Here is a 21,933-nt window from a genome sequence, read left to right as displayed (position 1 = left end):
CCATTGCTTCGCGATCCAAGGGCACGGTCCTGTCAGGATGCCGCGGTGACCGTAGCCATGAGAGACCGGGCTTCGTTCAGGTCCGCATTCAGTGGGAGTTGGATGGTAACCGTGGCGCTGGAGGTTCCTGCAGCAATCGTGACCGGGATGGGCTCGTCTACATAGTCCACGCCCGGCACGGCAGGATTGGGACCCTTGCCGGGTGCGAGAGTTACGATCAGATTCAGGTCGCTGGATGTAGCGGCGGGGAGGCGGACTTCGAGGCCTACTCGGTCGCCGGTCATCGCGCTGTCGTGAAGAAACCGGACCGTCGCCTGCGAGGCGAGATCATCGCCGGTGCTTTCACGTGTGGCCACTTGGATTGCGCCAACATTCTCGACCGGACTCCAAGGGTCGGTTGAAGACGGTGTCGGACCGCCACCGACAACGCCGACGCCCTCCCACTGTGGCGGCTTGCGCATGTCTCCCAAGGGCATGGAGAAGGCCAGACGAAACTCATGGGCATCGTCATCTGTGCCAACCCCGTTCCATGCAGCGCCCATGTTGAACCAGCGATGCGGACGCCACTCGACAGCCACCCGCCCCTTTGTCGACCAGCCCCCAAGACCGTCGTCGTCTGCCCAACGGGCCAACGCCGTCTTCATGGACAGCGTGGTAGTGACGTTGAACTGCAAAGCAAGTTCGCCCCCCGCAAGCGCGCGCTCTTTGTGCCCTGTATAGGTGGGACGCCAGCCGGTCGTGGGCACGAACATATTGATCGTTCCCTGTCCCCACTTGCCGCGGTAATCTGCCCCGGCGACCATGCGCGTATGCTGGTACTCACGGCTCTGTTGGACGAATGCGGATACGCCAAGGATACCGGACACGGCACCCTGGCCGGACAGGCCGAAGCGACGAACGGCCCCGACGCGATAGTCATTCCGGCTGGATCCACGGTCGTCTACCCACCGCGTCACGCCATTCTGCAGGAAGAAAGCGCTTGACTCGTGCCGTGCGGTGCCCGGAGAGGTCGACGACCCAAAGGGCAGCACCACGTCAAGCCCGCCCCTCAGGCCGCTTCCGACCGGGGAGTAGCTCAGGTTGTTGACGACTCGGAAATGCTTCCCAAAGATCCCTTGGCCCCTCTCGGTTGCCAAACGGGTTATTGCATCGAGGAGGAGATCATTGACCGACCAGCCTGCCAAGCACCGCGAGCCTTCTGATGTGCCGTCGCGAAGGGCAGGTGCACAACCTTGAAGTCCTGATAGCAAAGAAACACCGGGACGATCGAACGCTTGCCACACGGTCGATTCCTCGGCCTCGGCAAACGGGACGCCGAAACCGAGAACCAACACAAGTGTTGAGAAACGTGAAATGTGGTCAAGAGTCTTTGTCAATGTCAACGGCGTATCCCCCTTCCAATGTTTTGCGCGAATTCGAAATACAGTGTCAATGGCAGCCGAAAATGTCCCGTTTGTGGCAATCGAAAATGTCCCACTATTGAGGAGGGAATCGGTGTGAGTCAGGCCGCCATAGTCGACTCTTCGGACTGCCGATCGTAGGTCTCTCTCCTTGTCTTCTCCCCACTCTCTCTATACTCTCTACGCTCTCCCTTGCTGCCTGTTCTACGGCGCAGACTCCAGGGTCTTATGATGGAAAAACGTCCGGGTGGATACATGGTCGGCGTGGATGTCGGCGGCACCTTCGTCGATCTGCTGGTGTCCGGCAACGGCCGCCGCGTCCTCCGCAAGACCCTGTCCGATCCCAACGACCGCGCGGGCGCGCTGCTCGCCGGCCTCGAACTCGTGGCCGAGGAACTGGGCCTGTCCTTGCGGGAATTCCTGGAGCACACCGACAGGATCATCCACGGCAGCACCATCGCCACCAATGCACTGCTGACGCGCGGCGGCGCGCGCACCGCGCTGCTGACCACCGCCGGCTTCCGGGACGTGCTCAACATGCGGCGCGGGGTGCGCTCGGACCTGTACGACCCCAAGCAGGCGCCGCCCGATCCGCTCATTCCCAGGCAGCGGATTCATCCCATCGCCGAGCGCGTGGACGGCGACGGCGCGGTGTTGGAGGCGGTGGGCGAGGAGTCGGTCGAGCGGGCCGTGGCGGTGGTCCGGCAGGCCGGGGTGGAGAGCGTCGCCGTGGGGTTCCTGTTCTCCTTTGCCAACGATGCGCACGAACGCGCGGTGGGCGTGCGGCTCCGGGAGACTCTGCCGGAAGTGCACGTCTCGCTCTCCAGCGAGGTGCTGCCGGAGGTCCGGCTCTACGAGCGCCTCAGCACCACCGCGGTCAACGCCTACGTGACCCCGGTGCTGGCGGCCCACCTCGATTCCCTCGAACGGGGGCTGGCGGAGAACGGGTTCCGCGGCCGGTTGCTGGTCATGCAGTCGAGCGGCGGGGTCATGGGCCTGGAACCGGCCGCCCGCTTCGGGGTGCGGAGCATTCTGTCGGGGCCCGCCGCCGGGCCGGTGGCGGGCCTTTGGTACGCTGGCCTCCACGGCATGGCCGACGCCATCACCACGGACATGGGCGGCACGAGCTTCGACGTCTGCCTGGTCAATCGGGGCGAGGTGGAGGTGACCAAGGAGATGGAGATCGCCGGGCACCGCATCGCCCTGCCCATGGTGGCGGTGCACACCATCGGCGCCGGCGGCGGCAGCATCGTGACCGTGGACGGCCGCGGCCTGCTGCGCGTGGGGCCCGAGAGCGCGGGCGCCACTCCAGGTCCTGTGTGCTACGGCCGGGGCGGTACCCGGCCCACGGTGACCGACGCGGATCTCTTGATCGGTTACCTGGGAGCCGAACGGTTCTGGGGCGGGCGTCTCCGCCTCGACGAGGACGGTGCCCGGGAAGCGTTTCGCCGGCAGGTGGCCGAGCCCTTGGGCATGGACGTCGTGCGCGCCGCCTACGGCGCCCATCAGGTGGTCAACGCCAACATGGTGGACGCCATCCGCGAGGTGTCGGTGCGGCGCGGCCACGACCCGCGCCGGTTCGTGCTGGTGGCCGCGGGGGGAGCCGGTCCCATCCACGCGTGCGCCATCGCCCGGGAGCTGGACATCGGCCTGATCATGGTGCCGCGGGAGGCATCGGTGATGTGCGCCGCCGGCCAGCTTCTGTCGGACCTGCGCCACGATTTCGTGAAGAGCTGCGTCATGTCGCTGGAGCGGCTCGACCGGCACGCGGTGGAGGCGCACTACCGGGATCTGCGCCGCGCGGCCGAGGAAGCGCTGCTCGCCGAGGGTGTGCCGCGGGATCGAATCGCGCTATGCTGCGCCGCGGACGTGCGCTACGTGGGACAGTTCAGCGAGGTGGAGGTTCCCGTGGCGGGAACCGCGCTGACGGAGGACGCCGTGGCCGATCTGGCGCGGGATTTTCACCGGATTCACGAGTCGCTCAACGGCTACGGCATGCCCGAGGCGGCGGCCGAGATCGTGAACCTGCGGGTGGTGGGAAGGGGGCTTGCCGACTCGGAGCCGACGCCTGCCCGGAGCGCCGGCGGCCGTGCTTCCTTGACCGGTCGCAGGAACGCGTTCTTCGACGACGGATTCCGCGAGGTGCCGGTCCACGATGGGCACCGGCTCGCTGCCGGCGCGAACGTGCGCGGCCCCGCCATCGTCGAGCAGGAGACCACGACGGTGGTGCTGCCGCCCGGGTTCCAGCTCACCTGCGACGTCTACGGCAACTATCTCGTGCACCCGAGCACGCACAGCCTGGAGGAGAGCCTGGAACGGTGCCGGCGTGACGCAAGCGCCCAGTGAACCCACCGCGGAACCATGGACCCCATCCTCCTCACCGTCATCACCAACCGTCTCGAGGGCGTGACCCGCGAGATGGGCGCGGGCATGCTGCGCAGCTCGCGCTCGCCCATCTTCGCCGAGAACAAGGATTTCGTCACCGCGGTGTTCGACCGGCAACTCAGGCTGGTGGCGCAGACCGCGTACATCCCCGTGCTCATGGGAGCGAGCCCCTTCGCGGTGAAGGCGGTCAGCGACCACTTCGGCGACGACGTGGAACCCGGCGACGTGATGATCCTCAACGATCCCTACCACGGCAACAACCACGCGCCGGACATCTCGGTGCTGAAGCCGGTGTTCTTCCAGGGGCGGCTCCGGTTCTGGGTGCTCAGCCGGGGCCACCACGCGGACATCGGCGGTGGCGGCGCGGCCGGCCGCAACCCCCACGCCGCCACCGCGTGGGAGGAAGGGCTGCGGATACCGCCGGCGAGGCTCTACCGGGGCGGCGTGTACAACCGGGACGTGTGGGAGATCATCCTGCTGAACGTGCGCCTGCGCGCCCTGGTAGAGGGCGACCTCCAGTGCCAGGTGGGTGCGTGCAACGTGGGGGAGCGGGCGCTCCAACAGATGCTCGAACGGTACGGCCGCGACAGCGTGGACCGCGCCATCGACGAGGTGCTGGACCGGAGTGAGGCGCAGATGCGGGAGCGCATCGCCGCGGTGCCCGACGGCGTCTACCACGCGTCGCGACAGCTTGACCACGTGCTGGAGGACGGCGGCGCCGCTCGGCGTCCGGCGATACGGCTCCGGGTAGACGTGGAAGGCGAGCGGCTGCACGTGGACTTCACCGGCTCCGACCCCCAGATCCCGGTCTATTACAACAGCTCCTACGCCAATACCGTATCGTCCTGCTACATCGGGCTCTTCTCCACCATCGCGCCGGACGTGGGCGTAAACGAGGGCGCCATGCGCCCGGTGTCGGTGACGGCGCCGGAGGGGACGCTGGTGAATCCGCGCGAGGGCGCCCCCACCACCCAGTGCACCGTGGCCACCTGTGCCACCATCGTGGAGGCGGTGTGGATGGCCCTGTCCGAGGCCATGCCGGAGCGGGCGCAGGCCGCCTGGGCGCGCACCAACGCCGGCGCGGGTACCGCCCTCAACCGCCGCACCGGCCGGCCCGGGGCCTTCATCCTCCATTTCGCCAAGGGCGGCGGGGGCGCCACCCACGGCTTCGACGGTTGGAGCCACATCAGTCCGGTGTCGTCCATGGGCGGCAGCCGGGTACCGGACCCGGAGCTCTACGAGCTGACCTTCCCGCACCGCATCCTCCAGTACGAGTACCGCCCGGACAGCGCCGGCGCGGGCAAGTGGCGAGGCGGGTACGGCGCGCTGTTCGCCCTGCGCTTCAACGAAGAGGGCACCGCGCTGTCCGTGCAGATCGGTAGCGGCGCCGAGGAGACGGCGCCGTTCGGGCTGGACGGCGGCGGCACCGCGGCGGCCGGGACAGTGTGCGTGCGGGGACAGGATGGCCGGGAGGTGGAGTTCCACCGGGCCGCCATGCACCACCCGCACGCCGGCGACGTCGCCGAAATCCGTTCCGCCGGCGGTGGAGGCTACGGCGACCCCTACGAGCGACCCGTGGAGGCCGTTCTGGACGACGTGGCCGACGGGCTGCTGTCACCCGCGAACGCACGTTTGCAGTACGGTGTGGTGGTGGACGCGGTTACGGGAGTCGCGGATCTGGAGGCGACCCGAAGGTTGCGGGAAGGGCGCCGCTCGGCGCGCGAAGCCCTGGGCTCTTGATCGCTTGACCGGCATACCCGGTAAAGAGGCATAATGGTCGCGCACGAACGGCCGCATCAAGAAGACGTGAAGGAAGGGTTAGCAGGAGGGGATCATGTCGAAGATCATCACGCGCGCGCTCACGCAGGAGCAGGACGGCGTACCCGGCTTCATCGCCACGCCGGAGCGGTCGGCGCCTGGCCCGGCGCTTCTCATCGTCCATCACCACTACGGCGTCACCGGCCATATCAAGCACATGGCCTGCGAGTTCGCCGAGGCCGGCTACACCGCCATGGTGCCCGCGCTCTACGACATCCTGGGCTTCTCCGATTTCCACGACGTGCAGAAGCAGACCACGGACGGGCGCTTCGTCGAGGTCATCGGCCAGGGCTGGCGCTACCTCTGCGGGCGTGACGACGTGGACGACAAGCACGTGGCCGTCATGGGCCTGTGCATGGGCGGGCGCATCGGTATCCACTTCGCCGCCGCCACGCCCCAGGCCGCCGCGTTCGTGGGTTACTATCCCTCGGTGCGGGAGGAGGGTCCCAGCAAGCTCAGGCCGCGCCATCCCAACGAGGCCGCTCGGGAGATCCACTGCCCGTCGTTGACGTTCTTCGGCGGCCACGACCGGGTCGCGCCCGTGCCGGTGCAGGAGAAGTTGCGCGCGTGCTTCCTGGAGGGCACCCCTGAGGTCGAGTGGCATTTCTTTCCCGAGGCGGGCCACGGCTTCGCCCTGGCCGACGGCGACGCCTACGCCCCGGCCCTGGCCAAGCTCACCTGGCCGCTGACCGTGAACTTTCTCGACCGTGTGCTGGGAGCCGCACCCGCGGCCGCCGCCGTGCGTTCGGTGGCCTGAGGCGGATCACCCGCCAACCGTCGGCTTGCGCCGGTGCCAGCCGGCCGCCTGCTCGTAGGCGTGGGCGGCCCGCAGCACCCGTTCTTCGCGGAAACGCGGCCCCACGACCTGGAGCCCGATGGGCAGGCCGCCGTCCGTGAACCCGCAGTTGACGCTCAGGGCCGGCAGGCCGGTAAGGTTGAAGGGCGTGGTAAAGAGCGAGCGGAAGTTCACGCCCGTGCCTTCGAGGCTGATCTTCTCTCCGTCCACTTCCATCACCGCCCGCTTGGATTCCTCGATGGTGGGTGCTGGCACCGCCGCCGTGGGCGCGGCGATGAGGTCCACCTGCTCGAAGGCTTCGTCGAACTCCCGGCACAACATCCGGCGGATGCGTTGCGCGGTCACGTAGGCTTCAGCGGGAATCAGCATGGCGCCGACGTTCTGAAGCAGCAGGCGCGGACTGTAGTCCCGCGGCCGCGCCGTCAGGTAAGGCAGGTTCTCCACGACGTTCTCCGGCCGCGTGATGCACGGCCACACGAACCTCGTCGTGTCGATGTGCGGCACCTCCACCTCCACCAGCGTGGCACCGAGGGATTCCAGTTGCCGCTGGGCCTCCACGAAGGCTTCCCGCACCGACCGCGTCGTGTAGCGGTCGAAGTAGTCCTTGACGACTCCCACGCGGAGGCCCTTGATACCGGCGTCGAGGCCGTCCTCGTAGTCCGGCACCGGCTCGTCCGCGCTGTTGGGGTCCTTCGGGTCTATTCCCGCGATGGCCCGCAGGATCAGGGCGCAGTCCCGCACCGTCTTGCTGAACACGCCCACGTGGTTGGTACTGAAGCCGCCGTCGCCGGGCACGTGCCCGAAGCGGCTGACGCGGCCATAGGTGGGTTTCAACCCCACGATGCCGCACAGCGATGCCGGGTTCCGCACCGAGCCGCCGTTGTCCGTGCCCAAAGAGCCGAGGCCCAGGCTCGCGGCCACTCCCGCCGCCGACCCGCCGCTGGAGCCCCCGGCGATCCGCTCCGTATCCCAGGGGTTACGGGTGGTGCCGTAGAACGGATTGATGGTGGTGCCGCCGTTGGCCCACTCGTGCATGTTGGTCTTGCCCAGGATCACCGCGCCCGCGTCCCTCAACCGCGCCACCACAGTGGCGTCGTAATCCGGAACGCAGTCCTCCAGCACCTTGGACCCCGCTGTCGTGCGGATGCCACGTGTCGCGATGTTGTCCTTGATGGACAAGGGAATGCCGTGCAGCGGCCCACGATACTTGCCTTCGCGTATCTCCGTCTCCGCCGCCCGCGCGTCCGCCAGCGCCTCGTCCCGGGATACCGTGACGTATGCGACCAGTTCCGGGTTCAAACGCTCGATCCGAGCGAGCACAAGCTCAGCAAGCTCTATCGGGGATAAGACCCCGCTCCTGATCTTCGCGGATGCATCCGCCAGGGTCAGCTCGGTCAAGTCCTGTTCCGTCATCAGGTATCCTCCAAGGCGTCGCTGCGGTCGAAGGGAAGCCTAAGCTAAGCACATGCGGGGCTCGGATCAAGAGCCGTGGTGTCTTTCAAGCTGGCGGTTTGCCAGGACGGTGATCTATAACGGAGTGAGCTTCGCAGGCACGGATGACTTGCAACAGGCCCTGGAGAACGACTGATATGCGCATCGCAGCCGTAGACCTTGTCAGCAACACCTGTTTTCCGGCCCTGGCCGCCCAGGAGCTGGGTTTCTACCAAGAAGAGGGCGCGGACGTGGAGATCGAGCTGGTCTCGCAGATCGGCGCCACGCGCGCGCTCCGGGAGGGGCACGCGGACGCCATGATCGCGGGGTCGGTGCACGACCTGTTGCGGGAGTTTCCCGGCTGGAGGGGGGCCAAGTTGTTGGTGGCGCTGTCTCAGGGGACGCCCTGGCTCCTGACGGTGCGCGCGGACCTCGCGGCGGAGCGGGGGGACATCGGCGGGCTGAAGGGCTTGCGCCTGACCGCGGCGGAAGGGCCGGACCTGGTGTTCAAGACGCTGCTGGCCGCCGGGGGCCTGGATCCCGAACGTGACGTGAGCATCGTGCATCTGCCGGGCTCCGAGGGCCGGGACGTTTCATTTGGCGTCTACGCCGCGCGCGGGCTGGAGTCCGGGCAAATCGACGGCTTCTGGTCCAACGCCATGGGCAGCGCCACAGCGGTTTCGCTCGGGGTCGGCAAGGTCCACGTGGACGTGCGGCGGGGCGACGACCCCGCGGAAGTCCGCTACTGCACCTTCGCAGGGGTGGGAACGACCGACGCCTTCATCGAACGGGAGCCGGAACAGGCCGCGGCCGCGGTGCGGGCCATCGTCAAGGCGCAGAAGGCGCTGCGCGCGGATCCCTCCAAGGCCGCGCTGGTGGGGGAGCGGCTCTTCCCGAAGGACGCGGCCGAGCTCATCACCGGCATCGTGGAGCGGGACGTGCCGTTCTACGAGCCCGCCATTTCCGAGGAGGCGGTCACGAAGCTGAACGCGTTCGCCCAGTCCGTCGGCCACCTGCCGGGGCCGGTACCCTACGAGCAGGTGGCGGCGGTCCGGTTCAGCGCTTTGTGGGAGGGGTGAGAAGCGCGACTTCGACGCGATCCGCCGTTCAGAACCCTGCCGCCGGCTCCAGCGCCCCTTCCGGCGGCGTGCGCGTCTCGTAAGCCCACTCGGGCATGTGGCTCTCCATGCCGTTGGCGGCCAGCTCGGCCTCGTAGGTCTTTCGGATCTGCGGGTCCTCGTCCATGTAGGAGATGGCGTTGCCGCCGTCGCGGGTGTCCACCGCGCCTACGTCCTTGGCCTGGGCGCCGGGGGCGCCGCCGCGCCGGAAGGCCGGTCCGTAGGGGCCGTCGAAGATCAGCAGCCTGAGCCCCTCCGGATCGGTGCCGAAGTGCTGATGGAACCAGTCGCCGCGCATGGGCGCGGCGCTGATCATGCCCACCGGCTCGTAGGTCTGCTGCTTGACGTCGTCCCCGCGTCCTGCCTCCCACGGCCGCATGCCCAGGGTGTCCGGCCACGTGCAGCTGAAACCCTTGCCCTTGATGCACACCAGGATGGCGCCGGAGCTGTGCTTGTGCGCCTTGGAGTATTGGCCGGTCTCGTACTGGGCGATCTTCATGTAGAAGTTGGCCCCGGCCATGTGCGGCTCCACCCGCCGGTAGCTGAAGGAGCGTCGGTTGTCCCGCGGCAGCTCGCAGGTGACGATGTCCGGGATGACGTTGGTGAGGCGCATGGCCAGGCCGCGCACCGGGTCGGCGCGTACTTCTTCCACGGGCTTGAAGTAGTCGTCATCGCCGGAGAACCGTTTGCTGAATTCGTAGGGGCAGTTCATCACGAACTCGGCGTCGCGGGTCAGGTTCAGGATGTTGGGCGCGGTGGTGGCGGCGAGGAGCATGGCCGGGGCGGAGGTGGCGTTGACCACCCGGTGCCAGGCGTTGAGCGGGATGCCGAAGAGCGAGCCCGGACCCCACTCGAAGGTGAGCTTCCTGCTCTCGCTCTCGTGCCACACCTCGGTGGTGCCGCGCCCCTCGACCACGTAGTAGGTCTCCTCGTAGAGATGGCGCTCGGCGTTGAGCGAGCCCGCGCCGGGGACCTCCACCACGTACATGCCCCAGAGGTGCTCGGTGCCCAGGAGCTGGATGCCGATGCCGCGCCCGCCCAGGCGGCTCCAGGGCTTGAGCGGCAGGTCCTGGACCTTGTGCACGCCGATGTCCCGGTGGATGGAGATGCCCTGGTCCTCCATGAAACGGTCGTAGGGTGATTTCGGGTTCTGCCACGTGCCGAAACCGGCCTTGCCCGTGGCCGAGGGCTCGTTGAAATCGAAAAGTTCCGCGCCGGGCTCCACTCCCATGATGTCCTCCTTGGTCTTCCAGGTGGCTGTCAGGGAGGATGTTAGCGGCGGCCCCAGGAAGGGTCAAGCGCCTGGCCGCACGGGTCCGGGTGGGTTAATTCTCCGCGTGGATTCACGGGTTTCGTCGTTTGATAGGGTAAGGCCTTTGATTTATAGTGGCACTGCTTCGGTCGCCATCGGCCGGGCGTTTCCAATCGAGCGACAACGCAACAGCCAACGGGGCGGTCCCCGCCTTTCCGAGGAAGGAGTTGAGCCATGAAGGACGGATTTCGAGTAATCGATTCGGATCGGCACATCATGGAGCCTTCGGACATGTATGACCGGTACATGCCGAAGAAGTTCCACGGGCGGGTAAAGATCACCGGACCGAACCAGTCCAACCGCCTCGTCGACGGCAAGCCCGTGTCCGACTCCAACCGGCGGCCGGACCGGGAGGTCACCGACTACGGCTACATCTTCGCCAGCAACGAGTCCTGGCGCGAGACCTTCGCCGAGGCCATCGCCACCGGTTTCGACCCCGTGTCCAACCTGCGCGACATGGACAAGGAAGGCATCGACCTGAGCGTGCTGTTCCCGACCATGGGCCTCTACGTCATGTGGAGCTCGGACATCGACCCCGAACTGAGCCAGGCCATCTGCCGTGCCTACAACACCTGGCTGGCCGAGTACTGCGGCCACGATGAGTCGCGGTTGCGCGGCGTCATGCTGCTGCCGTTGCAGGATCCCGCCCGCGCCGTCGAGGAGCTGCGCCACGCGCGCGAGAAGCTCGGCCTGGTGGGGATCTTCTGGCGCCCCAACAAGCTCTGCGGGCGCACGCTGGCGAGCCCGGACTACTATCCGATCTACGAGGCGGCCCAGGACCTGGGCGTGACCGTGTGCGTCCACGAGGGCGCGCGCACGGTCCTGGAGCAGGCGGGCGGCGACCGCTACAGTGAGTTCGGCCGCCACGTGGCCTGTCATCCCATGGAGCAGATGCTCGCCTGCCTGAGCTTCTGCGGCGACGGCGTCCTGGAGAAGTTCCCCGCGTTGAAGGTCGCCTACCTGGAGTCCGGTTGCGGTTGGGTGCCGTTCTGGCTGGAGCGCATGGATGAGCACTGGGAGCACGAGTCTCACGGTTCCGCCAAGACCACGCCGGAGAAGCCGAGTTTCTACTTCCACCGCCAGTGCTGGGTGAGTTGCGAGGCCGGCGAGGAGTTGGTGCCGAGCTTCGTCGAGCACGTCGGCAACGATCGCCTGACCATGGCCACGGACTATCCCCACAGTGACTGCATCGACAAGTGGCCGGATCTCACCGTGGGCGCCCTGAGCGCCAACGACAAGCTGTCGGAGGAGACGCGCCGCAAGATCCTGTGGGACAACCCGGTGCAGATGTTCGGGCTGGGGATGTAGGCGGGATACGAACGATGGCGAAATACCGGGTCGTTTACTGTGGCAGCAACGATATTCCCGTCGACCTGATCGAGCCCATCCTGCGCGAGGCGGATGCGGAGATGGTGATCGCCCGGCCGACCAACGACGAGGAGTTGGCCGAGGCCGGGCGCGACGCCGACGGCATGATCTTTCATGGGGCCTTGCCGCTCACCCGCGAGATCATCTCCAAGCTCAACCGCTGCAAGGTGGTGTGCCGCACCGGCGTGGGCGTGGACCGGCTGGACTTGGCCGCGGCCAAGGAGCACGGCGTCACCGTGTGCAACGCCGCCGGCTGCAACTCCATCGAAGTGTCGGAGCAGATGATCGGCCTCATGATCGCCATCTCTCGCAAGCTCGTGCGCATGAACCAGTACGTGCGCGAGGGTCGCTGGCGCCGCCACACCGCCGAGCTGCACTCCTACCGCGGCCCGGTGTCACGTATCGCCGGGCAGACCCTGGGAATCGTGGGCCTGGGCAACGTGGGGCGCCAGGTGGCGCCTCGGGCCCAGGGCATGAAGATGAACGTCCAGGCGGTGGACCCGTACGTGGCTCCGGAACTCGCCGAGGCCATGGGCGTGAAGCTGGTGTCCCTGGACGAGCTGGTGCGCACTTCGGACGTGATCAGCCTGCACGCTCCGCTCGTGTCCGCCACCCGCAAGATGTTCGGCAAGGCCCAGTTCACCGCCATGAAGAAGTCGGCCTACATCCTCAACTGCGCCCGCGGCGGCCTGGTGGACACCGACGCCCTCTACGAGGCCCTCACCACCAACGAGATCGCCGGCGCCGCCCTCGACGTCACCGACCCCGAACCCATGCCCGCCGACCACCCGATCCTCACCCTCCCCAACGTCATCGTCACGTGCCACACCGCCGCCAACTCCAACGAGTCGTACGTGGACTGCCAAACCCACGCCGCCAGGGAAGTCGTGCGGGTGCTACAGGGCGAGCCCCCGACAACGGAGATCAACGATCCGTGGCTGGTGAGCGAGGCGCAGGATCAGGGGTTTGGAGGGGTTTGAGGCTTCAACCCGGATACCAGCAGCCCACCTCGACGCGGTTCCCTTACCCGCGATCATAGAACGCGACGGAAGCGTCCACGTCACACTTCGATACTTGGAGATGATTGAGCCTAATGTCGCGGTCAGTGCGGTAGCCTAGCCGCTGGCCTTCCGCGCCTCCCGGACCGCCCGCCACAGCTTCGGCGCCGTGTACGGCATGTCGATGTGGTCGATGCCCAGCGGCGACAACGCGTCCATCACGGCATTGGCCACCGCCGGCGGTGCGCCGTTGGTGCCGGCTTCGCCGACGCCCTTGACGCCCAGGGGGTTGAAGGGGTTGGGGGTTTCCGTTTCGCCGATGATGAGGGGCGGCATGGTGCTGGCGCGGGGGACGGCGTAGTCCATGAGGGTGCCGGTGCGGGGCTGGCCTTCCTCGTCGAAGACCATTTCCTCGCACAGGGCCTCGCCGAGGCCTTGGGCAAGGCCGCCGTGGACCTGGGCCTCGACGACCATGGGGTTCAGGACCACGCCGATGTCGTCCACCAGCACGAGCTTCTCGATGGTCAGCTCGCCGGTGTCGGCGTCGATGCGCACGAGGGCCACGTGGGCACCGAAGCCCCAGGCCTCGCGGTTGGGATCGAAGAAGGCGATCTCGTGAAGACCGGGATCCATTCCCGCCGGCGTGCCCTTGGCGTGGGCCGCGCCGGCCACCTGGCGCCAAGTCACGCTCCGTTCCGGCACGCCGGCCACGGCGAAACCGCCCTCCACCTGGACCACGTCGTCCGCCGACGCCTCCATGAGGTTGCCGGCGATGGCCTTGGCCTTGGCGACCACGCGTTCGGCGGCGATTGCCAGGGCGCCGCCGCCCATGACCGCGCTGCGGCTGCCGAAGGTGCCGGTGCCCTGTTGGATGGCGGTCGTGTCGCCGTGGCGCACCACGACGTCGTCCATGGAGACCATGAGCTTGTCCGCGGCCACCTGGGCCCACACGGTCTCGTGTCCCTGTCCGTGGGAGCTGGAACCGGTCAGCACCGTGACCGCGCCGGTGCGGTCCACCCGCACGGCGCCGCTCTCGAACCCGGCGCCGCCGCTGGGCTCCACGAAGGTGGAGACGCCGACGCCCACCAACTCGCCCCGCGCCCGCGCCTCGTCGCGCATGCGGATGAGCTGGTCGTAGTCCGACAGCCTCAGCGCCTCGTCCAGCGACTTTTCGTAGTCTCCCGAGTCGTATTCTACGCCCACGCCGGTGCGGTAAGGGAACTGGTCCGGCTGGATGTAGTTCTTGCGGCGGATCTCCAGGGGGTCCATGCCCAAGTCGCGCGCGGCCTTGTCCGCCAGCCGCTCGATGTTGAGAACCGCCTCCGGCCGGCCGGCGCCGCGGTACGGCCCCGTGGGCACGGTGTTGGTGAAGGCGGAGACGATCTCTACCCGCACGTCCTGGATCTGGTAGCAGCCGGGAGCCATCACCAGCATGCGCTGGGGCGGTCCGGCGGTGGCGGAGTGCAGGTACGCGCCCAGGTTCGCCACCACCCGCACCTTGAGGCCCAGCATCTTTCCGTCCTTGCTCAGGGCCAGCTCCGAGGTCATGGCCTGGTCGCGTCCCTGGCAGGTGGTGAGGAAGTCCTCGCTGCGGGTGGCCATCCACTTGACGGGGCGGTTCAGCTTCTGGGCCACGTGGCACACCAGCACGTCCTCGCGGTAGACGCAGCCCTTGCTGCCGAAGCCGCCGCCCACGTCCGGCGCGATGACGTGGATGCGGTTCTCGGGGAAGCCCAGGGAGTTGGCCAGGTCGGTCCGGGACCGGTGCGGTCCCTGGGTGGACATCCATACCGTCAGTTCGTTGCGGATGGGGTCGGGGTACGCCAGCACCCCCCGCGCCTCCATGGACATGGCCACGAGCCGCGGACTCTTCATGTGGAGACGGGAGATGTGGTCGGCTTCGGCGAACGCCTTGTCGACGTCGCCGTTCTCCTTCCTCATGGTGTAGCAGTGGTTGGTGTCCAGCTCCTCGTGAGCCAGGGGCGCGCCCGGCTCCAGCGCGGCCTCGGCGTCCGTGACCACGGGCAGGGGGTCGTAGGTCACGCCGATGGCCGCCGCGGCGTCTTCCGCAAGGGCGCGGCTCTCGGCCACCACCGCCGCGATGGGGGCGCCCACCGCGTGCACCGCGCCCCGAGCCAGCACCGGATGTTCCGGCATGTTCATGTCCGGCGTGAGCATGGGCGCCCGCAACGCCAAATCGCCGGTGTCGTCGCCCGTGAGCACGCACACGACGCCGGGCATGGCCGCGGCCTCGGCGGTGTCGATGGACAGGATGCGGGCGTGGGGGTGGGTGCTCCGGTGGATCGCCACGTGCAGGATCCCCGGCAGGTTCACGTCGTCCACGTAGCATCCCTGGCCGGTGAGCAGGGGCGGGTCCTCGACCCGGCGGATGGAAGCGCCGATCAGGCTGTTGGGACTGCTTTGCTCTGTGCTCATGGGTAGTCCTTGAAGTCTTGGGTGTGGGGCGCGTCGTGCTTGGAGCAGTTTGCGCGGACAGGTCTATGCTCGCGCCGCCGCCGCTTCGATGGCGCGCCGCGCGTAGACCGCCGCCATGTGGCGTTTGTACTCTTCGTCGGCGTAGGAATCCGCGTGTGGATCGATGCCGTCCGCGGCCCGCTCCGCCGCCGCGGCGATCACTTCCGGCGTGAGCGCTTGTCCTTCCAGGGCGGCTTCGGTGCCCGTGGCCCGGTGCGGGATTCCGTCCACGCCCCCCAGCACCACACGCGCGCCGGTGCACGCGCCTGAACCGTCCACCGTCAGCGCCGCCGCCGCGCTCACCACCACGTAGCCCGAGGCCGGATGCGGCAGCTTGGCGTAGCTCGTCCGCGCGGGCGCGGCCGGCAGCGGGATCCGGATCGACGTGAGGATCTCGTTGGGCTCCAGCGCGGTGGTGAAGAAGTCCTCGAAGAAGTCTTCCGCCGCCACCGTGCGCTCGCCCTCGGCCGAGGTCAGCACGAACGACGCGTCCAGCGCCGTGAGGGTCACCGGAAGATCGGCGCCGGGATCGGCGTGGGCGACGCTGCCGCCCATGGTGCCGCGGTTGCGCACCTGCAGGTCGCCGATGACCGAAGCGGTGTCCGCCAGCCCCGGCAGGAGGTTCCGCACCGTCTCCGACGTGGACACCTCGGTGTGGGTGGTCAGGGCGCCGATGACCAGGGTGTCGCCGTCTTGCCGGATGCCGCTCAGGCCGGGGATCCGGCTCAGGTCGATGAGCACCTCGGGCTGGGTCAGGCGGAGCTTCATGGCCGGCAGCAGGCTGTGCCCTCCGGCCAGGAGCTTGGCGTCCTCCCCGTGTTGCCGCAGAAGGCCGAAGGCTTCCGCCAGGGAGCCCGGCGCCTCGTATCCGAAGCTGGCTGGATGCATGCTGTTACCTCGGTTGCTGGGCCGCCGTGCGGATGGCCTTGACGATGTTCACGTAGCCCGTGCAGCGGCACAGGTTGCCTTCCAGGGCGTGCTTGATGGCGTCGTCGTCCGCGTCCGGCTGGGTCTCCAGCAGGTGCGCGGCGGTCATCACCATGCCCGGCGTGCAAAAGCCGCACTGGAGGCCGTGTTCTTCCTGAAAGGCCGCCTGGACAGGGTGCAGGGTGGCGCCGTCGGCCAAGCCCTCGATGGTGGTGACCTCGGCGCCGTCGGCCTGGACCGCCAGGACCGTGCAGGACTTCACCGCGGCGCCGTTCAGGTGGACGGTACACGCGCCGCACTGGCTCGTGTCGCAGCCTACGTGGGTGCCGGTGAGCCCCAGGTTTTCGCGCAGGAAGTGCACCAGCAGCAGCCGCGGTTCCACCTCGGCCGCGCGCGCCGTGCCGTTCACGGTAACGTTGATGGTTCTTGCGGGGTGTTCCATGGAGTCCTCTTCAGGGTCGCTCAATCCTCCGGCAGGTTCACGTCGTGCAAAGCACGTCATAGCCGCGAAACAGGCTGTGTCAAAACTCCGCTCGGATGAGAATTGCCACCAACGCCCCGAGTCGTCATTCCCGCTTCCGCGGGAATGACGTGTTAGGGTTGCCCTGCAGCGGTCCGCCAACCGACTTCAAGCACTCCCGCGCCCCTCCGTCAAGGGGCCTGACGCCGGCTGGTTACGGTTGTTCCGTGACCGGCGCGGCCTGCAGGGCGGCGGCTTCCGCGTGAGGCTCGGGGCGTGCGCCCGACTGGCCGGAGCGCTTGCGCGGCCGGCGGCGTTTGCCGGCCGGACGTGCGCGCTTGGCCTCCACGGCTTCCGGGCTTGCCGTGCGGCTCCGGCGCTTCTTGTCCGGCTGTCCTTCCGACGGCCTCGGGATGGACTGGCCGAGGATCTTCTCGATGGCCACCACGGACTTGCTGTCGGCGGCGGTGGCGAAGCTCGTGGCCCGGCCGACGGCGGCCATGCGCGCGGTGCGGCCGATGCGGTGCACGTAGTCTTCCGGCGTGTAGGGGAGGTCGTAGTTGATGACGTGGGCGATGTTGTCGATGTCGAGGCCGCGGGCGGCGATGTCGGTGGCCACGAGGATGCGGTGGCGGCCCCGGCGGAACCCTTCCAGGGCGCCGCGGCGGCGCTCGAGCGACAGGTTGCCGTGGATCTCGGCGGCGCGATGGCCGCTGCGGCGCAGGGTCTCGGCGATGAGGTCGGCGCGGCTCTTGGTGCGGGTGAATACCAGCACGGCTTCGTCGTTGTCCTTGAGGAGGGACAGCAGGAGCGATGTCTTGGCCCCCGGCGTGGTGTCGTGGAGCGTGTGGGTGACGCCGTCCGCGGGGGTGGCGGGCTTGGCGACCACCGCCTTGAACGGGTCCCGCAACGACATGCGCACCAGCTCCCGCAGGTCCGTGGGCAGGGTGGCGGAGTAGAGGAAGCTCTGGCGCTCGGGCGGGAGCGCGTCGATGACCTGGTTCAGTTGATCGGCGAAGCCCATGTCGAGCATGCGGTCGGCCTCGTCCAAAACCACCACTTCCACGTCTCTCAGGTCCAGGTGGCCGTCCCACATGAGGTCCAGCAGCCGGCCCGGCGTGGCTACGATGATCTCGGGGTGACGTCCGAGGCCGCGGATCTGCGCGTGCATGTCGGCGCCGCCCACTACCGTGGTGGCGTAGACCCGCAGCGAGCGTCCGATGTCGTCGATGGTCTCCTGGATCTGGAACGCCAGCTCACGCGTCGGCGCCAGGATCAAGCCGCGCGGCGGTCCGGCCGGCGAGCCCGCGAGCCGCTCCACCATGGGGATCACGAACGCCGCGGTCTTGCCGGTGCCGGTCTGTGCGCAGCCGAGGACGTCGCGGCCTTCAAGGGCCGGGGGCAGAGCCTTTGCCTGTATGGGAGTGGGGGAAGTGAAACCGATCCTGGCGAGGTCTCTGAGCAGTGGATCGGACAGACCGAATGTGTCGAACGATGCGGAATCTGAGTTTGACATAAATGTTTCTTTGCGCGGAAGTCGGTCTCGGGAGAATGGCTGACGGTTGAGGTGCACACTCGTCAGACGGGGTTTCGGTTTTGAAAGCTTGGCGGTCACCGTCCCGTCACGGGACCGCCAAGCTGAATGGGTTGATGCGTGGAATATAACTCGCGTTACCTTACCAGCGGCCGGGCCTGCCTCCGCCCGAGCGTCTGTTGCCGCCGCCACCGCCGCCCCCGCCCCCGGCGTTGCCGAAGCCGCCGGACCTGCGCTCCTGCGGACGTGCCTCGTTCACGGTCAGCGTACGGCCCTGAAGCTCCGTTCCATTGAGCGCGTCGATGGCCTTCTGGCATTCGTCGCTCGAGCCCATTTCCACGAAGCCGAAGCCACGCGACTGGCCGGTGAACTTGTCCGCGATGACCGTGGCGGACTCCACCGTCCCGTGCTCGGTGAAGATCTCCTCGAGCTGGCCATCTGTCACGGAATAGGGCAAACCGCCCACATATAATTTCTGACTCATGTTTCTCTCCAATTGTTGAGACAAAAGAAAACCAGTCTGTTCGACCCTGGGATCGCCGCCGTGGGCAAGAACATGCGTCTTTCACTGCACGTGGTGAGTTTTTGCTTTTGGACTAGAGCTTCGACGGGAAGACTAGGCTGGAACACAGCTTGATTAAGGAGGGAGTGTAGCCGCATCCGGCGTCTGTGTCAACGAGCGCGGACCCCTCGGTCGCAACTACCCGCCGCGCCGCTACCGGCGTCGATACCGGTAGTGAACCGAAAAGGAGAGTTTGGCAGACGACTGAATGGCCGACTCGGGATTAGAGGTCCTCTATGCGAGGTTGCGGACCGGGGACGATATCCGCGATGTCGGGATCGATATCATCGCCGCGTTCCGGCCGGTCTTCCCGGGCTTCCTTGCGTTCGGCGCGCCGCCTGGCCTTTTCCTCCTTCTTCTCCTGCTTCGCGCGTTCCCGTTGCCGCTTGGCAAAAGTAGTTCGTGGTTGGGCCATTCGCACAGTTTAGCGTTTCTCGCCGCGAACGCCAAATGGGTGACGGATTCGGGGCCCACACGAACCGACCGGTTCGGTGGCGCTACATCGTCAGCCCGTCGATGAACTGCGCGCCGGGTATCTTGTCGAGGTCTTTCGGGGCCATCTTGAGCTTGGAGGAACGGCTCCCGGAGCCGAGGATCACGTATTCTTGCGACAACAGGTTCGGGTCGACGTACACCGGCAGGCCCGCCGGCAGCGCGAACGCAGTGACGCCGCCGATCATCATGCCGGTCAACTTTCCGGTCTCTTCGGCGGAGGCGAACGAGGCCCTCGACACTCCCATCAACCGTTTGACCGTCTTGTTCACGTCCAGCCGTGCGGATGCCTGCACGATGCACGCGCAGTACTTTTTCTCGCCGCGCTTGGACGCCACGATGATGGTATTCCCGCTGGTCTCCAGCGGGTAGCCGTACTTCTCGCAGAACGCCGCGGTGTCGGCGAAGTCCGGGTCGATTTGCACGATTTCGCAGGGGACTCCGAGTTCCTCGAGGGCGGCGGTGACCTTCGTCTCGACGTCCGTGGGAGCGTGTCCGGTCGGTGTCATGCGGTGCGCCTCAGCTCCCGCTCTCCATCAGCCGGTACACCCGCTCGGGGCTCATGGGCAGATCGCGGACGACTATGCCCACGGCGTTGCGCAGGGCCGCGGCGATGGCCGGCGCCACCGGGGCGAGGCCGCCCTCGGCCATGCCCTTGCTGCCGAAGGGGCCGGGCCCGTCGCCGTTCTCGATGAGGACGGAGTCGAACACCGCGGGCAGGTCCTTGAAACGCGGCAGCGCGTAGTCGATGGCGCTGGGGTTGAGCAGCAGCGCGCCGTCGAATACCTGCTCCTCGGTGAGGGAGTTGCCCATGCCGAACATGACCGAGCCCTGCTCCTGGCCCTCGCACCGGAGCGGGTGCATGGCCTGGCCGATGTCCGCCGAGGAAACGTAGCTCAGGCAGCGCGCCTTGCCGGTTTCCGCATCCACCGCCATCACCGCGATACCGGCGTTGATCTCCCAGGTACGGATGTCGATGCGGTCACGGGTGAGGGCCTTGTCCATGCCCCGGCCCACCAGCGTGCCGGTGGTGCGCCCGGCCAGCTCCTCAAGGCTCAGCACCGGATCGCCGTCGCTCGAGAATACGCCGTCGTCCAGGGACAGGTTCCGGGCGTCCCGGTCGGTGAGGGCCCCGGCCTGTTGCAACAGCAGCTCCCGCAACTCCTCGGATGCGCGCTTCACGGCGTTGCCCATGAGCACGGTGATGCGGCTCCCGTAGACGCCGGATGCGCCGGGGGTGGTGCTGGTGTCGTAGGGGGCGATGATGATCCGCTCGATGCCGACGCCGAGCACCTCCGCGGCGGTCTGGGCCAGTACCGTCTTGGCGCCGCCGCCGATCTCCGGGGCGTTGGCGTGCACCGAGAAGGTGGCGTCGTCGTTGAACACGATGCGGGCGTTGTATTGGGTGGTGGACAGGTCCTTGATGGCGCAGGCGATGCCGGTGCCGATCTTCTCGCCGGGCCGGGCAAGGGATTCCGGAGCGTGTTCCCGTTGGGTCGCCTCGAACCGTTCCAGGCACACCTGGAACGTGGCCAGCGGATCGCCGTCCAGGGGCGGCCCGCCGAGCACGTACCGTTCGCCGGAACGCAGCAGGTTCTTGCGGCGGAACTCGATGGGGTCGTAGCCCAGCTCGGTGCAGATGCGGTCGGTGTGCGCTTCGCACGCCCAGCCGAGCTGCACGCTGCCGATGCCGCGGAAGGCTCCGGCGGGGACCCTGTTGGTGTAGACCGAGTAGCAGTCCGCGCGCGCGTGCTCCATGCGGTAGGGGCCCACGGCGCGGAACGCGGATTTCCGCGTGACCTGGATGCCGAAGTCGGCGTAGGCGCCGGTGTCGAGATAGATCTTCGCCTCGCGGCACAACAGCGTGCCGTCCGCGCGCAGCCCGGTGCGGATCTCGATGTCGGCCGGATGGCGCCGCGCCGTGAACGCGGTCTCCTCCATGGACAGGCGAAGCTGCACCGGCGTCCCGGTGGCGGCCGCCGCCAGCACCGCGAGGTGCTCCATGCTCACGTGCCCCTTGGAGCCGAAGCCCCCGCCCACGTAGGGGACCTTCACCGTGACCTGTCCGGGCTCCAGTCCGAACATGCGCGCCAGCTCGTCGCGCACCGGAAAGGGCGCCTGGGAGGAAGTGTGAACGGTGACGGACTGGTCGTCGACCATGGCCACGGCGCAGTGGGGCTCCATGGGGTAGTGGAACAGCGACGGGAAGGTGAAGCGGTCCTCGATGACGTGGGCGGCCTCGCGGAAGGCCCCTTCCGGGTCGCCCGCGGTGAAGTGGGTGCCGCCGCAGTGGTTGTGGGCGTAGTCGTACTCGAAGTCGTCGGCGCCCTCGGTGTCGTAGACGGCGTCGGCGTCGTGCACCAGCGTGCCGCCCTGGATCGCCGACCGCATCTCCGCCACCTGCGGCAGCGGCGTGTAGCGCACCTCCACCCGCGCCGCCGCCTCCACCGCGGCGGTTTCGTTGTCCGCCACCACGATGGCCACCGGCTCACCCTGGAAGCGGGCCTTCTCGTGGGCCAGCACCGGCCGGTCCTTCACCGACTGCCCGTAGGGCTTGAGGGCGCGAATGCACCCGAGCCGCCCGATGTCCAGACTGTCGTAGGTGATGATGGTGTGGACTCCGGGAACCGCGCGCGCGGCTTCGAGTTCGAACCCGTCGATGCGCGCGTGGGCGTGGGGGCTCGAGACGAGCCTGGCGAACTTCATTCCCGGCACCGTGAGGTCCGCCGTGTAGACGGCGCTCCCGGTGACCTTTTCGTCCGCGTCCAGACTGCGGACCGATCGGCCGACGTATTTCATCGATAAAGCTCCAGAGTTGGGTTGGTACCTCTATAACGAACCTGCGGGGGTTTCGGAA

General features: G+C 67.7%; 17 protein-coding genes. 6 read left to right on the top strand and 11 right to left on the bottom strand.

Annotation, left to right across the window (positions count from 1 at the left end):
- Positions 1–32: 32 nt before the first annotated feature.
- Positions 33–1,382 (bottom strand): hypothetical protein, encoded by a 1,350-nt coding sequence (locus tag OXF11_15655; protein MCY4488527.1) that lies wholly within the window; start codon positions 1,380–1,382, stop codon positions 33–35.
- A 273-nt stretch (positions 1,383–1,655) separates the two neighbouring features.
- On the opposite strand from OXF11_15655, the gene OXF11_15650 reads away from it, so the two are divergent.
- The 3 genes from OXF11_15650 (at position 1,656) to OXF11_15640 (ending at position 6,360) form a co-directional block, all read left to right on the top strand.
- Positions 1,656–3,746, top strand: a complete 2,091-nt coding sequence (locus tag OXF11_15650) for a hydantoinase/oxoprolinase family protein (protein ID MCY4488526.1) — start codon at positions 1,656–1,658, stop codon at positions 3,744–3,746.
- A gap of 15 nt (positions 3,747–3,761) precedes the next feature.
- Entirely contained in the window at positions 3,762–5,525 is a 1,764-nt protein-coding gene (locus OXF11_15645) for a hydantoinase B/oxoprolinase family protein (GenBank protein ID MCY4488525.1), read from the top strand.
- Between the two features lie 94 nt (positions 5,526–5,619).
- Positions 5,620–6,360 carry a dienelactone hydrolase family protein gene (locus OXF11_15640; protein ID MCY4488524.1) on the top strand — a complete coding sequence of 247 codons (741 nt, stop codon included), beginning with the start codon at positions 5,620–5,622 and terminating at the stop codon, positions 6,358–6,360.
- Positions 6,361–6,366: 6 nt separating this feature from the next.
- Here OXF11_15640 and OXF11_15635 read toward each other — a convergent pair whose 3' ends face one another.
- On the bottom strand, positions 6,367–7,812 hold the full coding sequence (locus OXF11_15635; protein ID MCY4488523.1) for an amidase: 1,446 nt from the start codon (positions 7,810–7,812) through the stop codon (positions 6,367–6,369).
- Between the two features lie 176 nt (positions 7,813–7,988).
- On the opposite strand from OXF11_15635, the gene OXF11_15630 reads away from it, so the two are divergent.
- On the top strand, positions 7,989–8,909 hold the full coding sequence (locus tag OXF11_15630; GenBank protein ID MCY4488522.1) for an ABC transporter substrate-binding protein: 921 nt from the start codon (positions 7,989–7,991) through the stop codon (positions 8,907–8,909).
- Between the two features lie 28 nt (positions 8,910–8,937).
- Here OXF11_15630 and OXF11_15625 read toward each other — a convergent pair whose 3' ends face one another.
- Complete coding sequence (locus tag OXF11_15625) at positions 8,938–10,179, bottom strand: cupin domain-containing protein (protein MCY4488521.1); 1,242 nt, start codon at positions 10,177–10,179, stop codon at positions 8,938–8,940.
- Between the two features lie 255 nt (positions 10,180–10,434).
- Between OXF11_15625 and OXF11_15620 the strand changes: the two genes are divergently transcribed.
- Together OXF11_15620 and OXF11_15615 are read left to right on the top strand one after the other, a co-directional pair.
- Complete coding sequence (locus OXF11_15620; GenBank protein MCY4488520.1) at positions 10,435–11,568, top strand: amidohydrolase family protein; 1,134 nt, start codon at positions 10,435–10,437, stop codon at positions 11,566–11,568.
- A 14-nt stretch (positions 11,569–11,582) separates the two neighbouring features.
- Positions 11,583–12,608, top strand: coding sequence for a C-terminal binding protein (locus OXF11_15615; GenBank protein ID MCY4488519.1), 1,026 nt, complete (start codon positions 11,583–11,585; stop codon positions 12,606–12,608).
- Between the two features lie 135 nt (positions 12,609–12,743).
- Here the strand turns inward: OXF11_15615 and OXF11_15610 are convergent, their stop codons facing one another.
- The 8 genes from OXF11_15610 to OXF11_15575 all read right to left on the bottom strand — a co-directional run bounded on the left by OXF11_15610 (position 12,744) and on the right by OXF11_15575 (position 21,875).
- The gene (locus OXF11_15610) at positions 12,744–15,062 is read right to left on the bottom strand and encodes a xanthine dehydrogenase family protein molybdopterin-binding subunit (GenBank protein ID MCY4488518.1); all 2,319 of its coding nucleotides are present in this window, start codon (positions 15,060–15,062) and stop codon (positions 12,744–12,746) included.
- A 63-nt stretch (positions 15,063–15,125) separates the two neighbouring features.
- Complete coding sequence (locus OXF11_15605; protein MCY4488517.1) at positions 15,126–15,989, bottom strand: xanthine dehydrogenase family protein subunit M; 864 nt, start codon at positions 15,987–15,989, stop codon at positions 15,126–15,128.
- Positions 15,990–15,993: 4 nt separating this feature from the next.
- A complete protein-coding gene (locus tag OXF11_15600; protein MCY4488516.1) occupies positions 15,994–16,470 on the bottom strand; it encodes a (2Fe-2S)-binding protein in 477 nt (158 codons plus the stop codon).
- A gap of 232 nt (positions 16,471–16,702) precedes the next feature.
- Positions 16,703–18,004: a DEAD/DEAH box helicase gene (locus OXF11_15595; protein ID MCY4488515.1), complete on the bottom strand. Its 1,302-nt coding sequence runs from the start codon at positions 18,002–18,004 to the stop codon at positions 16,703–16,705.
- A 160-nt stretch (positions 18,005–18,164) separates the two neighbouring features.
- Positions 18,165–18,506, bottom strand: a complete 342-nt coding sequence (locus OXF11_15590) for an RNA-binding protein (protein MCY4488514.1) — start codon at positions 18,504–18,506, stop codon at positions 18,165–18,167.
- 301 nt (positions 18,507–18,807) lie between these two features.
- Complete coding sequence (locus tag OXF11_15585) at positions 18,808–18,999, bottom strand: hypothetical protein (GenBank protein MCY4488513.1); 192 nt, start codon at positions 18,997–18,999, stop codon at positions 18,808–18,810.
- Positions 19,000–19,081: 82 nt separating this feature from the next.
- Entirely contained in the window at positions 19,082–19,585 is a 504-nt protein-coding gene (locus OXF11_15580; GenBank protein ID MCY4488512.1) for a hypothetical protein, read from the bottom strand.
- Between the two features lie 10 nt (positions 19,586–19,595).
- A complete protein-coding gene (locus OXF11_15575; protein ID MCY4488511.1) occupies positions 19,596–21,875 on the bottom strand; it encodes a xanthine dehydrogenase family protein molybdopterin-binding subunit in 2,280 nt (759 codons plus the stop codon).
- Positions 21,876–21,933: the final 58 nt, after the last annotated feature.

It is taken from the genome of Deltaproteobacteria bacterium, from assembly GCA_026712905.1.
Classification (GTDB): Bacteria; Desulfobacterota; Binatia; order UBA9968; family JAJDTQ01; genus JAJDTQ01.
Note: the sequence above shows the minus strand (reverse complement) of the source record. Positions and strands in the feature narration are given on the sequence as shown.